This window comes from Actinacidiphila paucisporea (assembly GCF_900142575.1).
Taxonomy (GTDB): Bacteria; Actinomycetota; Actinomycetes; order Streptomycetales; family Streptomycetaceae; genus Actinacidiphila; species Actinacidiphila paucisporea.
In genome coordinates this window covers 14,503-29,516 of record NZ_FRBI01000034.1, presented here as the reverse complement: position 1 = coordinate 29,516, position 15,014 = coordinate 14,503, and the positions used below count along the sequence as shown (strand labels likewise).

At 69.9% G+C, this 15,014-nt stretch carries 12 protein-coding genes and 1 pseudogene; 9 read left to right on the top strand and 4 right to left on the bottom strand.

The window, feature by feature from the left end; translation table 11 throughout:
- Positions 1 to 75 precede the first annotated feature (75 nt).
- Together BUE44_RS31835 and BUE44_RS31830 are read left to right on the top strand one after the other, a co-directional pair.
- Positions 76 to 2,691: a right-handed parallel beta-helix repeat-containing protein gene (locus BUE44_RS31835; RefSeq protein ID WP_143172631.1), complete on the top strand. Its 2,616-nt coding sequence runs from the start codon at positions 76 to 78 to the stop codon at positions 2,689 to 2,691.
- Positions 2,692 to 2,721: 30 nt separating this feature from the next.
- Positions 2,722 to 3,975 (top strand): SGNH/GDSL hydrolase family protein, encoded by a 1,254-nt coding sequence (locus BUE44_RS31830; RefSeq protein WP_073502493.1) that lies wholly within the window; start codon positions 2,722 to 2,724, stop codon positions 3,973 to 3,975.
- A 175-nt stretch (positions 3,976 to 4,150) separates the two neighbouring features.
- Here the strand turns inward: BUE44_RS31830 and BUE44_RS31825 are convergent, their stop codons facing one another.
- On the bottom strand, positions 4,151 to 4,780 hold the full coding sequence (locus BUE44_RS31825) for a YceI family protein (RefSeq protein ID WP_073502492.1): 630 nt from the start codon (positions 4,778 to 4,780) through the stop codon (positions 4,151 to 4,153).
- A 303-nt stretch (positions 4,781 to 5,083) separates the two neighbouring features.
- On the opposite strand from BUE44_RS31825, the gene BUE44_RS31820 reads away from it, so the two are divergent.
- From BUE44_RS31820 to BUE44_RS39910, 3 genes and pseudogenes are all read left to right on the top strand, one after another.
- On the top strand, positions 5,084 to 5,644 hold the full coding sequence (locus BUE44_RS31820) for a TIGR03086 family metal-binding protein (RefSeq protein ID WP_073502491.1): 561 nt from the start codon (positions 5,084 to 5,086) through the stop codon (positions 5,642 to 5,644).
- 101 nt (positions 5,645 to 5,745) lie between these two features.
- Positions 5,746 to 5,934 (top strand): hypothetical protein, encoded by a 189-nt coding sequence (locus BUE44_RS37235; protein WP_143172630.1) that lies wholly within the window; start codon positions 5,746 to 5,748, stop codon positions 5,932 to 5,934.
- A gap of 134 nt (positions 5,935 to 6,068) precedes the next feature.
- Positions 6,069 to 6,425: pseudogene (locus BUE44_RS39910) on the top strand (hypothetical protein); the annotation flags it as partial.
- A gap of 48 nt (positions 6,426 to 6,473) precedes the next feature.
- Here the strand turns inward: BUE44_RS39910 and BUE44_RS36845 are convergent.
- Positions 6,474 to 7,682: an FAD-dependent oxidoreductase gene (locus BUE44_RS36845; protein WP_073502490.1), complete on the bottom strand. Its 1,209-nt coding sequence runs from the start codon at positions 7,680 to 7,682 to the stop codon at positions 6,474 to 6,476.
- Positions 7,679 to 8,140 carry a hypothetical protein gene (locus BUE44_RS31805; protein ID WP_073502489.1) on the bottom strand — a complete coding sequence of 154 codons (462 nt, stop codon included), beginning with the start codon at positions 8,138 to 8,140 and terminating at the stop codon, positions 7,679 to 7,681. The genes BUE44_RS36845 and BUE44_RS31805 overlap by 4 nt, the downstream gene beginning before the upstream one ends.
- 98 nt (positions 8,141 to 8,238) lie before the next feature.
- Between BUE44_RS31805 and BUE44_RS31800 the strand changes: the two genes are divergently transcribed.
- The 4 genes from BUE44_RS31800 (at position 8,239) to BUE44_RS31785 (ending at position 11,895) form a co-directional block, all read left to right on the top strand.
- Positions 8,239 to 8,853, top strand: a complete 615-nt coding sequence (locus BUE44_RS31800) for a PadR family transcriptional regulator (RefSeq protein WP_073502488.1) — start codon at positions 8,239 to 8,241, stop codon at positions 8,851 to 8,853.
- 119 nt (positions 8,854 to 8,972) lie between these two features.
- Complete coding sequence (locus BUE44_RS31795; RefSeq protein ID WP_107415911.1) at positions 8,973 to 9,368, top strand: hypothetical protein; 396 nt, start codon at positions 8,973 to 8,975, stop codon at positions 9,366 to 9,368.
- A 438-nt stretch (positions 9,369 to 9,806) separates the two neighbouring features.
- Positions 9,807 to 11,336 carry a PKD domain-containing protein gene (locus tag BUE44_RS31790; protein ID WP_159450322.1) on the top strand — a complete coding sequence of 510 codons (1,530 nt, stop codon included), beginning with the start codon at positions 9,807 to 9,809 and terminating at the stop codon, positions 11,334 to 11,336.
- A 355-nt stretch (positions 11,337 to 11,691) separates the two neighbouring features.
- Positions 11,692 to 11,895, top strand: a complete 204-nt coding sequence (locus BUE44_RS31785) for a cold-shock protein (RefSeq protein WP_073502486.1) — start codon at positions 11,692 to 11,694, stop codon at positions 11,893 to 11,895.
- A 159-nt stretch (positions 11,896 to 12,054) separates the two neighbouring features.
- Here BUE44_RS31785 and BUE44_RS31775 read toward each other — a convergent pair whose 3' ends face one another.
- Complete coding sequence (locus BUE44_RS31775) at positions 12,055 to 14,838, bottom strand: NPCBM/NEW2 domain-containing protein (RefSeq protein WP_159450321.1); 2,784 nt, start codon at positions 14,836 to 14,838, stop codon at positions 12,055 to 12,057.
- Positions 14,839 to 15,014 lie beyond the last annotated feature (176 nt).

The window sequence follows — 15,014 nt, the reverse complement described above, 5'->3', positions numbered from 1 at the left end:
AGGAAGCAACCGCGTGCTCCCGTACATTCATAGGACGTATCTCCCTCATCGTCGCCCGCCGTCTGGAGAAAGAACATGCGCAGGGCTGTTGTTGCATGCCTTGCGGCCGTCGCCGCCGTCACCCTCGGGGTGTCGAGCGGCGGTTCGGCCGAGGCCGCTCCGCACACCGATGTGCTCCACGTCGCGCCCGACGGGCACGGGACCGCCTGTACGGCGCAGAGACCCTGTTCGCTGGACACCGCCAGGGACCAGGCGAGGAAGCTGGTCCCTGGCGCAGAAGGGGACGTCGTCGTCGAACTGCAGGGCGGCACCTACCGGCTCACCGGTCCGTTCCGGCTCGGGGTCCAGGACTCCGGACGGCCCGGGCACCCGGTGGTCTACCAGGCCGCCGCGGGGCAGAACCCGGTGCTCACCGGTGCCGTCAAGGTCACCGGGTTCGTCAAGACCGACGCCGAGAAGGACGTCTACCGCGCGAAAATACCGGCGGGCGCCGCCGGCCGGGAGCTGTTCGTCAACGGAGTGCGGGCCGACCGCGACCGGGGCACCCGGGACCCGAGTGGGTTCACCGTCACCGCCACCGGCTTCACCACCGCCGACCCGGGGTACGCCCGTTGGACCGATCCGGCCAGGGTGGAAGTCGTGCGCAACAGCGGCTGGAAGCAGATGCGCTGCCCGCTGGCCTCCATCGCGCCCTCCGCCTCCGGCGGTTCGAACCTGACCGTGGACCCCGCCTGCTGGAACAACAACCACTCCTCGGTACCCAACCCGGGCTTCCCCTTCAACGGCGCCGGCCTGCCCACCCTGGACGGCATCACATGGCTGGAGAACGCCTACCAACTCCTGGGCACTCCAGGGCAGTTCTACATCGACCAGAACGCCGGCTACCTCTACTACGTGCCGCGACCCGGTGAGAACCTGGCGACCGCCGACGTCGAACTGCCGGTCGCCCCGGAGCTGGTGGACGCCTCCGGCACTCCCGGCCATCTCGCACCGCTGAACGACACCGACTGGCGGGCGGTCTACACCGGCAGTTGGGGTTACTCCGGCGGCCGGCACCTCGGTGACCTGAACGCCGACGTGCACTACACCTCCACCGACGGCGACGCGGTCAGCTACACCTTCGACGGCACCGGCATCCAGATGCTCTCGGAGAGCAACGGCGACGAGGGCAGCGCAGACGTCTTCATCGACGGCACGAAGGTGTCGACGGTCTCCGGCAACGGTCCCGTACGGCTGGCCCAGCAGGCCATGGTCTCCGTCACCGGGCTGTCCAAGGGGTCCCACACTCTGCGCGTGGTCAAGACCGGCGGGTCGTACCTGCTGGTCGACGGCTTCACCGTGATCCCGGACCCGATCGCACCGGTGCACGACATCACCTTCTCCGGCATCACCTTCCAGGGCGCCACCTGGACCGCCCCCACCGCCGAGGGCTACGTGGACAACCAGGCCGGCGTCGTCTGGGACCCGACCACGCGCGCACCGGCCCGTATCCCGGCCGCCGTCCAGGTGCACAGGGGACAGCGGATCACCTTCACCGGCGACACCGTCACGCACACCGGCACCAGCGGGATCGACCTGGCCGACCAGACCCAGGACTCCACGGTGGCCGGCAGCACGATCACCGACACCTCCGGCATCGGCGTGGCGGTCGGCGAGGTCGACGACTACTACCAGACCGAGCCCGGCCTGATGACCAGCGGCAACACGGTCTCCCGCACGGTGGTGCAGTTCCCCGGCCAGGAGTACGCGGACGCGGTCGGCATCTGGGTCGGACACAGCCGGGGCACGACGCTGTCGCACAACGACGTCGGCTACACCCCGTATTCGGGCATCTCCATCGGCTGGGGCTGGGGCTGGGCCTCGGACTGCACCCTCCAGGAGAAGCAGGGCCTTCCCAACCCGTGCCTGCACGGCACGACCTACGCGGGCGACGCCCATGTGGTCGGCAACCACGTGCACAGCGTCATGGGGGCGCTGTTCGACGGCGGTCCGATCTACACCCTCGGCGGCCAGTCCGCGCCCTCGGAGTTCACCGGCAACGTCCTGTCGGAGTGCATCGACGGCTGCAACATGATCTACCACGACGAGGGAAGCTCGCTGTGGGAGACCCACGACAACGTGGTGCGCTTCGGCAACGGGTCGCTCTGGACGAACCTGTGGACGCCGAGCATCCACGACGACTCGATCCATGACAACTACAGTGACACCGCCGCCTACAACAACAGCGGCACCGGCATCACGTTCCAGCAGGCCACCGTGGTGAGCGACGGGAACTGGCCGGCGGCGGCGCTGGCGATCATCAAGGCCGCGGGTCCCGGCACCCTGCCCGGCAGCGCCGTCGACGACGACGACCTCCGGGTCGCGTACACCGGCAGCTGGTCGTCGAGCGGCTCCCGCGGCGACGGCGACCTCGACAACGGGGTGCACTACACCCAGCAGAACGGTGCGGCCGCCACGATCAGCTTCACCGGCACCGGCGCCGCCTTCTTCACCGAGACCAACTCCGACGAGGGCGACTTCGGCATCACGCTCGACGGCGTGTCCAAGGGCACTGCCAGTGCGAACACTCCGCAGAGACACAGCCGGCAGACCCTCTGGTCCATCTCCGGCCTGACCGACGCCCCGCACACGCTGACGGTGACCAAGCTCAGCGGCACCTACTTCCTGGTGGACGGCTTCGCCCTGAGCTGACCGGCCGTCACGGGCCGAAGAAAGGCAGAAATGATCCTCGCCAAGACACGAAAGCTGCCGGTGCTGGCGGCGGCGACCGCGATCGTGGCCGCCCTGCTGGGCGCCGCACCCTCCGCACCCGCCGCGCCCACCGCACCCACCAAGGGCGGCTCGGCACCCGGCAGTGGGCAGCTGGCGGCGTGGTCGCCCAGCATGACCATCGGCGGACCCAACTTCGACAACCGGACCATCCGGATGGTCGTCCACTCCAGCATCAACGGGCATTCGCTGCGTATCCACCTGTCCAACCTGCGCGGCACCACCCCGCTGACGATCGGGGCGACGAACGTGGCCGTACAGGCCGACCGGGCCACCGCGGTCCCCCACACCGAGCACGCGGTCACCTTCGGGCACCGCACCTCGGTGACGATCGCCGCGGGGGCGGAGGTCGTCAGCGACCCGGTCCCGATGGCGGTCTCCGCCGACCACAACATCCTGGCCAGCGTCTACCTGCCGAACGCGACCAGTTCCGCGACCTGGCACTCCGACGCGTTCGACACCACCTACCTGTCCGCCGCGGGCGACCACACGGCTGAGGCGGGCGACGGCAACTACATCGCGTCGACCACGTCCTGGTACTACTTGTCCGGTCTCGACGTCGTCTCGCCCGACGCCCGCGGCGTCGTCGTCGCCTTCGGCGATTCCATCACCGACGGGTACAACACGCCGACGGGTACGTACCAGCGCTGGCCCGACGACCTGGCCCGGCGGCTGGCGGCCACCAGCCCGATGGGAGTGGTGGATGCGGGCATCGGCGGTAACCGCGTGCTGACCGACGTGCCCAACATCTGGCAAGGCGTCAGCGCCACCAAACGCTTCGCCCACGACGCTCTCGGCCAGGCCGGAGTGCGCGACGTGATCCTCATGGAGGGTATCAACGACATCGGCAACAACGCCGGACCCGGCGGCGGCCCGCTCACCGCGCAGGATCTGATCGACGGCTACCGGAACCTGATCGGCCAGGCCCACGCCGCCGGAGTCAGGATCATCGGTGCCACCCTCCTGCCGGACAAGGGCAGCGGCTACTACAGCGGCTCCGCCGACGCCCTCCGGCAGGCGGCCAACACCTGGATCCGCACCAGCGGCGCCTTCGACGGGGTGGTCGACTTCGAGAAGGCCGTCGCCGACCCGGCCGATCCCTCGGCGCTCGACCCCCGCTTCGATTCGGGCGACCACCTCCACCCGAACGCGGCCGGCATGCAGGCGCTGGCCGACGCCGTCGACCTCCACCTGCTGCACCAGTAGCCCAGCCGCGCTCCTCCCTCACCACCGGCTCGCGGCGGGGAGGTGACGAGGCCGTAAGGTCATGGGGCGGTCCTCGCCGGACCGCCCCATGACCGTGCGGCGCCACGGTGCGTCACGGCCGCCTCGGAGGAACCTGGTGCTCACGGCCTTACCGTCCGAGCCGAGGCCGGCCGGGTCAGGCCTGCCTGACCGCCGAGATGTCGAAGGTGAGCTTGACCTTGTCGCTGATCAGGACGCCGCCGCCCTCGAGGGCCGCGTTGTAGGTCAGGCCCCAGTCGCCGCGGCTGACGGTGGCGGAGCCGTCGAAGCCGACACGGACGTTTCCGTAGGGGTCGGTGACCTGCCCGTTGAGGGTCAGGTCGATCGTGACCGGGCGGGTGATGCCCTTGACGGTCAGGTCGCCGTGCATGCGGTAGGTCTCGGCGTCGATCTGCTCGGCGCTGGTGCTGCGGAAGGTGATCTCGGGGAACTCCTCAGCCGCGAAGAAGTCGCCGTTGCGCAGGTGCTCGTCCCGCGCACCCAGCGCGGTGTCGACGCTGGCGACCTTGATGGTCAGCGTGGCGCTGGAGGCGGAGGGGTCGGCGCCGTCGAGGGCGAGGGTGCCCTCGTAGTCGGTGAAGCGCCCGCGGATGGTCGTGACCATCGCATGCCGCGCCGAGAAGCCGATCTCACTGTGGGAGGTGTCGATGACGTAGTCACCGGTCAGGTGCGCCAGATCCGCGGTGGCGCCGGCCTGCGTGGCAGACGCGGTGGCCGCGGGTGCGGCGGCCGGGGTGACGGTGCTCTTGCGGGCGAACAGGCCCATGGTGTGCTCCCTGGGGACGGGGTTGGTTCGCTTTTCAACCACACACAGAGGAGTCCCATTCCTTGCTTTATGCCGGCTTCGCGTGATGCCGGTCACCCGCCGAGGGGGCGGGCGTACCGGCGGCGGCGCGAGCGGTGACACATCCGGGGCGGGCGCCGGCGACGGGCCGTGGATGGTGTGGCGCTGATCCCTGGTCCAGGCACTGCCCGGCTCACGAACGTCCCGCTCCACATGGCAGGCGTATGTCGCCTTTGTTCAATACACCTCCGACCCGGGCCGCCTAGCGTCGCTCCCATGTCACATATGTCCAACGCTGCCGAAGCCATGGCCGCAGTCACCCGCACCATCACCGACGACCAGCTCGCCAACAAGACCCCGTGCACGGAGTACGACGTGCGGGCACTGGTCAACCACCTCCTGTTCTGGGGCCCGTCGCTCGCCGGCGGCGGCCGCAAGGAGTCCGTTCCGCAGCCGGCGGCCGCCGAGTCCGATGTGGACCTGGCGGGCGCCGACTGGGGGGGCCGCCTGCTCGCCCTGCTGGACGACATCACGTCGTCGTGGGCGCCGCCGAGTGCCTGGGAGGGCGAGACGAGCATGGGCACGCCGCAGACGCTGCCCGCGACCGTCATGGGCGACATGATCGTCGGAGAGCTGGCCATGCACGGCTGGGACCTGGCGGTCGCGACCGGGCAGCGGCTGGAACTGCCCGCCGACCTGCTGGCACATCTGCACGACACGATGTTCACCGGCGTGGAGCAGGGGCGGCAGATGGGCATGTACGGGCCGGAGGTCGCGGTGCCGGCCGACGCACCCACCTTGGACCGCATCCTCGGCCTGACCGGCCGTGATCCCGCCTGGGCGTAGCCTCCGACCGGTGATGCCGGTCACGTCTGGCGCGAGCCGTCGAAGCGTGGTGCGGTGGCGCCGGGCAGCAGTGGGCGAGGTGCGCACAGTGGCTGTCGCGCGTGCCTCCTCCGCGCGGCGGACGTCTGCTGAGCGAGCTGTCCACCGTTGTCCAGCGCTGCCCACACCAGCACCGGACGCCGGCGGCGCGAAGCGTTCGGGCTCTGCTGCGTCCGGGCGAGGAGGCGGAGGTCGACTTCGCGGACTTCTGGCTGGACCTGGCCGGGCAGCGCCGCAAGTGCGTGCGGTGAAGGTCCTGGCCTTGCCCCACCGTCGCGGAATCCGCGAGCGGCTGCCGCTCTGCGCTTCGCAGCGATCTCGAAGCAACCGCAGAATGCGGGACTGGCAGCGGCATACCTGATGACTGAGGCGAGCAAGGGCGGCCATGGCCAGTGAGACCGGACGAGGAGGACAGGCCATTCGCCAGAGGAAGGCCATGGGCTGGCTGTCGAAGGTGGTCGGTGCCCTCCCCCAGCCGGTGAAAAGATCATTCGTTCGCCCCAATGAACTTACCGGGTCGGTCGGACACATGGGTCTGCCGCACGTTTGGGCATCGGCTTCGGCGTCGTGGTGTACGCCCGAGACCCGATACTCTTCCGAGCCGTTCGCCCAGGCATTCACCATCGTCGGCGACGCCGGGCTCATTTCAGCCCCGCACGCAGGGGAACTCGCCGGCCCGGCCAGCGTGCGCGCCGCACTCGATGTACTCGGTGCACGACGGATCGCCCACGGCATACGAGCGGTCGCGGACCGGCCGTCCCGGCCGTCGCAGCCGGGGGTGGGCCGGGGTTCAGGTGAGGGGGGCCGCCCCCGCGTTCCAGTCGATGTGGTGGTCGAACTGCCAGGCCGTCTTCTCCGGGTTGATCAGCCTCATGGCCACCGGCATCGCGAGGTCGCGCAGTACGCGGCCGACCGGGCCCGCGCTCTTGTTGCCGTTCGTGCGGGCGCCCAGCTTGATGATGCGTTCGACGCGCGGGCGGCGCAGTTGTTCGTACGTCGAGAAAGCCTGGTCGTAGGGCAGATCCCGGAGGCAGCGCGCGAGTTCGACGGCGCTTTCGGTGGCGATGGAGGCGCCCTGACCGGAGCTGGACGACGCGGCGTGGGCCGCGTCGCCGATCAGGGTCATGCGGCCGCGGGTCCAGGTCGGGACCCTTGGCATGTTTTCCATCGGGCCGGTGATGAGGAGCTGGCCGACGTCGGTGCGGCTGATCATCTCGGAAGCGGGGGTGCGGTCGTCGGCGACGGCGGCCAGGAGGGTGCGCATCCACTCCTGCGCGCCGATCGCCTGGGCCTCGGCGACCGTCATCGGGACTGTGCGGGGCAGGTTCACGAACCACACCGCCGAGGAGTCGTCGAAGACCTGGTAGCCGAAGAAGGCGCGCTTGCCGAAGCACATGTACATGACGCCGCCGGTGGAGGGAAGTCCGGATTGGTGCATCTGGGCTCCGAAGCAGACCAGACCGGCGTACTTCGGCTGCGGCGCGGCCGGGTCGATCAGGGGGCGGACCGTGGAGCGGATGCCGTCGGCGCCGATCAGGATGTCGGCGCCGGCCCGCGTACCGTCCGCGAAGTGCGCGGTGACGCCGGAGTCGCTGTCCGTCACGTCGGTCAGCCGCTTGCCGTGGTGGACGGGTACCGAGCGACGCTCCGCCTCGTCGTAGATCGCACGGTAGAGGTCCGCGCGCCAGACGAACTGCAGGGACGGCAGGCGGGAGGGCGGGGCGAACTGTGCGAGGTGCTTGCCCGTCCAGCTCCGTAGGCCCATGGCGGTGACCGGTGTGCCGATGGCGCGGACGAGGTCGCCCGCGCCGATCGCGTCGAGGGCGTTCTGGCCGTTCGGGGCGATGGTCATGCCGCCTCCGACCCCGTCGGCCGTGGAGTCGTACGCCTCGTAGACGGCAGCCTCGATACCTGCCTGGCGCAGGGCCATCGCGGCGACGGGTCCCGCGATGCCGCCGCCGACGACGAGCGCGGTGCGGGTCTTGCCGGTGCGGGTCATGACTGCTGACCGGTGGTCAGGCCATCGATGGTCATGGCGCCGCCGGTCTTGTGGGCGCGGCGCGCATCCTGGATCCACGCACGGGAGAACATCGCCGACAGGACCGCGATGCCGCCGCGGTGGATGCGGATCTCGCTGTTCGTCGCGGAGCCGGACAGGCGGATCCGGCGGCCGGTCCCCTCGTCGCATCCGGATACGGGCCGGGAGTCCTTGATCCTGCCTCGGGCGGTCCACCTCAGGTTCCAGTGGTCGATGGCGGCGCTGTCGTCGACGAGCAGCTTGACCATGGCCCGGTCCAGGTCGATGTGGATCACGATGTCGTCGGGGAGGCCGGGGGAACGCAGGTCGAGGACAGCGGCTCCATGGCGGGCCTTGACCTCGAAGCGGCCGGCCTCGGTCCAGTTACCCAGGTGCTTGACGAGGCCGTGGTCGGAGTGGATGCGCTCAGCGAGGGACATCTCGGTGGTTCCTTTCGTGGTGGTGGTGTATCGAGAGCAATAGTCTCTCTGAGACTAGTCTCCTGTCAACTAGTCTTGATGAGGCTAAAATCGGCTCCATGACGTCATCCGCTCCGCGCAGCTCCCCCCTCGCCCTGACCGTCCTGGCCCTGCTGCACTACAAGCCACTGCACCCGTACGGCATCCAGCGCCTGGTCAAGGACTGGGGCAAGGAACAAGTCGTCAACGTCAGGCAGCGTGCGAGCCTCTACCGCACGATCGAGCGGCTCAACGGCGACGGGCTGATCGCGGTCCGCGAGACAGAGCGCGATCAGCAGTACCCCGAGCGGACCGTGTACGAAGTCACGGACGCGGGGCGCGAAACCGCCCGCGCCTGGCTGGAGGAGATGCTCTCCGCGCCCAAGCAGGAATTCCCGGAGTTCCCGGCCGCCCTGTCGAATCTGCTGCTGCTCACGCCGGAAGAGATGACGGAGGTGCTGGAGCGGCGGCTCGGCGCGCTCACGGAGAACCTCGCCGGACTGGAAACGGCCATGGCCGCGGAGGCGACGCAAGGGCTGCCGCGCATCACCCGCCTGGAGACCGAGTACCTGCGAGCCGTAACGGCCGCGGAGCTGGAGTGGGTGCGCACGGTGGTCGAGGACTTGCGAGCCGGCGGGCTCGTGTGGTCGAAGGAGCAGCTCGACGCCCTCGCGGCGGGGCCCGTGCATCAGTGAGCCCGTTGCCTCCCGAAGTGGCTGGTCACGGGTCTGGGGTGGCGGCTGCACCGGTTCGCCTCCGGCGCCGTCACCCAAACCCCTGGCAGCCGGCCCTGGGGCCGTGAGATCGTCCGCAGGTGACCGACGTTGCTGGTGGAGAAACTGCTTCGGAACGACCGGACGACCGCGCCGCGTCCGCCCTGCGCTTCGCGACGGAGCTCGTCGCGTGGGTGGCCACCCCCTGGGCACTGGCCGGCCACTCATGGCTGCTTGCCGCCGTGTCCGTGGTGACCCTGATCGGCCTGCCGACTCTTTTCTCCACCCGGGGGGACAAGGCCAACGTGATCATCGCGGTGCCCGGCTGGGCCACGATCCTGCTGGTGCTGCTCCAACTCGCCGCAGCCGTGATCTCCTCCTGGCTGGCCTGGCCCGTCTGGGCAGCGGTCACCGTGACCCTGCTGGCCGCCGGCACACTTGTCACTGAGCGTTCGCGCTGGCGGTGGCTCGTTTCCGCGGACCAACTCGCCGGCTGAGGCGCTCATCCGCCGGCTGAAGCGCTCGGTCGCACGTGCATGTCCGTGCCTGACGCGCAGGCCCGTGTCCTAGCGCCTGGCGGTAGCCGTCCGCGGCGTCCTCGCGGGTGCGCACCGGCCCGGCCGGCTCCGGCACGGCAGCCGGGCAGCAGGTCCAGGCGGCCGTGCTCTGCGTCGGACCTGACGGCCCGCACGTGGCCCGCCAGGTCCGGGGGGATGGCGGGCCACTGCCGCAGCACGCTTCCGCCGGCGGCCGGCCCGGACCTGACCAGGCCTCAGGCGGCGGCACAACCTAAAGGCCCGATCGTGGGTCGAACAGGTGCGGGATCTCCCGCCTTCCGGTGGCGTCGTCGCCCCGGTCCTTTCGCGCCGCCGCCCGGGCGGGCCCGACCGCGGTCCGGACCGTGCCGGCGCGGCGTCCGAGTAGTTGGGGGAATCGTGCCTCTGCGCTTCAGAGCCACCGCTGTGGCCGCCTTCGTCCTCGTGTCGGCGGCGGCCGGCCTGCCGTCGGCCGCGCCCGCACTGGCCGGTACGCCCGCGATCACCGCGGGGGTCACGGTCAGCCCCCTGCCGGGGAGCGATCCGCTGGCGGTCACCTTGCATGGCAAGGCGACCGCCGACGGATCCCCCGTCCCCGACTCCGTCACGTACACCTACGATTTCGGCGACGGGACAACGCCGACGGTCACCTCCTCCCCCGCGGTGGACCACACCTATCCCGCCGCCGGGATCTACGCCCCGGCCGTCACCGCCGCCGATGCCTCGGGCACCAGTACACCGGCCCACCTCGCCGGCGGCCGCATGGTGCTGGGCTCGGGCTACAACCCGCTGCCGTCCACCCGGATCCTCGACACGCGCGCGGGCATCGGAGTCTCCGGCAACGAGCCGCTGCGCAGCTACGACACGCTGACCATTCCGGCCGCCGGCCGGGGCGGCATCCCCGCCGACGGCGCGACCGCCTTCGTGCTCAACGTGACGGTGACCGGCGGCACCGCTCCCGGATACCTCCAGGTCTTCCCCCATTTCACCGGTGGCCCGGGATCCAGCGTCAACTGGGCCGCCGGACAGACGATCGCCGCCCAGGTGACCGTCGAGGCCGTCGCGGGCGGCATCGACATCGGCAACTGGTCGACGGGCTCCGTCCACGTCGTGGTCGACGTCCAGGGCTACTACAGCCCCGCGCACGGCTACCGTTACGAGCCCGTTCTGGAGACCCGGGTCCTCGACACCCGCGTGAAGAAGGGCGTGCCGACCACCACGCCGATCCCGGCCGGTGGCTCGGTGACGGTGACCGTGCCGCTGCCGGCGCACGCGCCGAAGGACCCGCAGGCCGTGGTCGTCAACGTCACGGCGACCGGTTCCACCAGGGCCGGCTATGTGACCGCCTACGGCGCGGACAGCCCTCGGCCCGCGGTCTCCACCGTCAACTGGGCCGCCGGGACGACCGTCGCGAACCTGGTGACCGTGCCCTCGCAGGGCGGCCGCATCACCTTTTACAACCACGGCCCGGCCCCTGTCCACCTCATCGCCGACCTGAACGGCTACTACGCCGCCGCCGCGCGCACCTCGTTCCGCGACTCGCGCATCTTCCGGGTGCTCGACACCCGCTCCGGGTTCGGCACGGCCGTCGTGGCCCCCGCACCGGCCGGCGGCGACATCAGCGTCCCCCTCCCGGTGCCCGCCGATCTGGCGGAACCCGAACAAGCCGCCCTGCTCCTGCGCATCACCGTGACCCGGCCCGCCGCACCCGGCGTCCTGCTGCCCTTCAGCGGCCCCTACAGCCTGCCGCTGAACGCCTCGGTGCTCAACTGGACGACGGGCCAGAACATCGGCAACACCATCAACCTGTCCGCCCGGCACTTCGACGAAGTGCGCTTCCGCAACCACAGCGCCGGCCCCACCGACCTCGTCGTCGACCTCGTCGGCTTCTTCGACACCCTCACGCCGCCCGACGGCACGACCGGCTGAGCGCGCACACCGCCTCGCTCACCGGCGGCCGCCCGTCCCACAAGGACGTGCTGGACCTGGCCGTACGACGCGGAACCGTGGCGAAAGCCCCTCAAGACGGCGTGGCGGACCCCCGGCGACCGCCCAGTCGCCGTGCCGGGCGCGTTCGATCACCTCGCACTTGTCATCGGTGTTCTGTGGTGTGGCCGGGACTGGCCGTGTAAGGTCGGAAACAGCTGTCATGGTTCCGAAGTACCGGTCGCCCGTGCGCGTGTGCACGGGCGATTTTGCTGTTCACCGTCTCTGAGGACCAGGGCGATCACCTCCGGATCCCGCGCGGTGCGGGAACCGACTTCGAACCCCCTTGGAGGGACAAATGGCCAGCGGAACCGTCAAGTGGTTCAACTCGGAAAAGGGCTTCGGCTTCATCGAGCAGGACGGCGGAGGCCCTGACGTCTTCGCCCACTACTCCAACATCGCCAGCTCCGGCTACCGAGAGCTCCAGGAAGGCCAGAAGGTGAACTTCGACGTCACCCAGGGCCAGAAGGGCCCCCAGGCGGAGAACATCACCCCCGCCTGACCCGCACTCCTGTACGGCGCCCGCCCCGCGGCATCCGCGGGGCGGGCGCTGTATGTCGTCAAGCCGCTGACTCACCCCGGCAGGCCGACCGGTGGCGGGTCCGGGGACGAGCTGAGCGGCACCGGGTCAGCGGGCTCGGACAGTGCTCGGACAGTTCGTTCAGCTGGTGCAGGTCAGTCGGGGGGTGGCCCAGTCGCCGTGGTCGTAGGCGTTGCCGTCGCCCGCGTCGCCGACGACGAGGTCGAGCATCTGTACGCCGGTGAGGTCGGCGCTGATCTGCTGGGCCGGGTCATTGCCCCGTACGGTCCCGGTGGCAGCCAGGGTCTTGCCGTCGCCGAGGACGCTGAAGGTCATCGTGCCGTTGCCGCCGGCGTCGGCATCGTCACCGACCGTGGAGGTGAAGGTGGAGCAGTTGCCGCCGAGGTAGATCGTGATGTCGCTGACCGAGTTGGTGCCGAGGCCCTTGGGGTAGACGGTGCCGTTGACGGTCAGCGGCGTTCCGTCGTCGGGGTTGGAACCGCCGACCGAGTGGTCGCGTTCGACAGGGCCCCAGCCGTTGGTCGACGAGACGAATTGCAGGTCGCCGACGTCGTTGACGCCGGTGGGGGGCGGCGGGGTGACCACCGAGATCTGGGAGTCCGCCCGGAGCCAGTGCGCGACGCCGCCCTGGGCGAGGGTGGCGGTGGCGGTGAGGTTCGTCTTGGCCGTCTTGTCGGTGGGTGCGGTCAGCTCCCAGGTGGCGATCGCGCTGTGGCCGGGCTTGATGGCGCCGAAGACCTGGGGCAGCGGGTCGAAGCCGAATCCGGGTGCCGTCAGCGTGATGTTGACGCCTTCGGCGGTCCTGGCCGTGGACGGGACCGAGACGGTGGTGGTGACGGTGACGGTCTTGCCGAGCTGGACGGTCGAGGCCGACGGCGTCACGGCGAGCGTCGAGGAGGGGGCCTGCCCGGCGGCGCGGGCGAAGGACAGGTTGTCGAACTGGTCGGTGGCGTACGAGGTCAGGCCGAGACCGCCCTGACCGGCGGTGTACGTGCTGTCGTTGACCACGCCGATGGCCTTGCCGTCGACGGACGCGGTGATCTGCGGTCCGCTGAACGACAGTCCCAGCTTGTGCCACTTTCCGGTGCCGAGCACGGTGGTGGAGGAGCGGGCCAGCACTGTCCGGTTGCCGCCGGCGTCGCTCTTGAACAGGGTCCACGCGCCGGTGTCGCTGATCTGGTAGTAGTAGCCCTGCTGGTGGGACTGGGGGCGGTTCTGCGTGCCGGCCCGCCCGATCAGCTCGACGGTGCCGGGCTTGGCCAGTTCGACGTCTGACTGTATCGAGTAGTCGGTCCAGGTCGGATCGCCGACGAGAGTGAAGGCGTCACTGTCGTCCTGCCATTCGATGGGCTTGACGGCTGCCATCTGCTGCAGGCACATGCCGCTGCGACCCGCCGCGCACTTCTGCACCTCGAACGAGCCCTGCATGTCGGAGACGTACTTCGCCTCGGTGCCGGCCGCGTTCTTGTTGAAGTTGTCGCTGTAGGGCAGGGCGAGCGGGTGGGCGGCCGGGGCGGTGGCGGCGCCCTTGCCCTGGCCGGTGGTCGTGGTGACCGTGTAGATGTAGCCGGGCTTCAGCACCAGCGAGTACGCGCCATCGCTCGGGGTGACGTCCTGCGTGTGGACGAAGTCCGTCGAGGGGCTGGGGGCGGTGACGGCGGTGGCCCACACGTGGACGGCGCCGGTCGACAGGCCGCCCGCGACGGTGAACTTCGCGGTCTGCGCTTCGGTGGCCGAGGTCGTCTCCAGCACCGCGGAGTAGTCCGTGCCGTTCGGGGACTTCAGTGTCACGTAGCTGCCGTTGGACTCCTTGCCACCGAGGTAGCCGGAGGCGGAGTCGACGAACTTCCAGCCGGGCTGGGCGAACTGGGTGACATGGGCGGTGGCCCAGGTGTTCTCGCCGATGCTGTAGTTGCCCGACCAGGGCGAGTTGGCCGTCGCGAGGCCGACGGTGTTGTAGGGAAGGTTGGGGTAGATCGCGGCGATCAGCGGCCAGTTGAAGTAGCTGGTCATCTTCGCGTCGACGTATCCGCGGGTGATGGAGCGGATCAGGGCGGGGGCGCCGGTGTTCATGTCCTGCGAGCCGTTCTCGGACGCCCACAGCGGCTTACCGCTGTTCTGCGCGGTGGCGGTGCTGGAGCAGTTGTCGGCCGGTCCGCCGTCGCCCTGGCAGGGGTAGTGGGCACCGATGATCGACACCGCGTCGTCGAACGCGGAGTCCTTGGCCATGTCGTCGGCGACATCCCAGCCGCTGTCGTCGGCGACGAGCTTGACGCCTGAGTAGCCGGCCTTGTCCAGTGCGGAGCGCAGCTGTACGTACCAGCCGGCGTCGTGGCCGCGTTCGTTCCAGCCACCGAGGTAGCTGATCGTCAGGCCGTGCTGCTTGGCGCAACCGAGCCAGGAGATCAGGTAGTCGATGGTGTCGGTGGACCAGAAACCGCCGTTGATCCAGCCCGGCGCGGCCCATGCCAGCCCGTACAGGCCGATATCGGGGTTGCGCGCCTTGGCCTGCTCACCGAGCCAGAACTCGTACCCGGCGTTGCAGTTGACCGTGCCTCGGGCGTGCTCGATCGACGGCTCCGAGCCGTCGGTGGAGTTCGCGTCGCCGCCGATCTCCAGCTTCAGCAGCTGGAGGTTCGCGCCGTAGCCGGGCTTGAACATGTAGTCGAGAATCTGCTTCTGCTGCGCGGCCGGATAGTCGGTGAGCAGGCGGGAGTTGCCGCCGCCACCACTGATCGCACCGATCCCGTCGAAGGTCCGCCCGCCCTTGCTTCCGTCGACGCTGATCGTCGTGTCGTCAGGGGCGGCGTGGGCCGAGGTGGTGCTCACTGCGAGCAGGGCGGCGAGAAGTGCCAGCACCCACAGAGGGATGAGTCCGTGTGCGCGGGATACGGCTCGGGGCATGGTCGACATCCTTCAGGCGGTGGAAGTTGGTGCCTAGCGTGTCTTTATGTTGAATCCGTCGTCAATGCAGCGGACAAAGAAACATGAGCAAACAAATCTGCGGCTGTGTCCTCGCGTGCGTTCTGCTGCAGGGGCGTGCCGCCCGCCAGCCCCCCACGGGTCTGGGCGGACGGCAC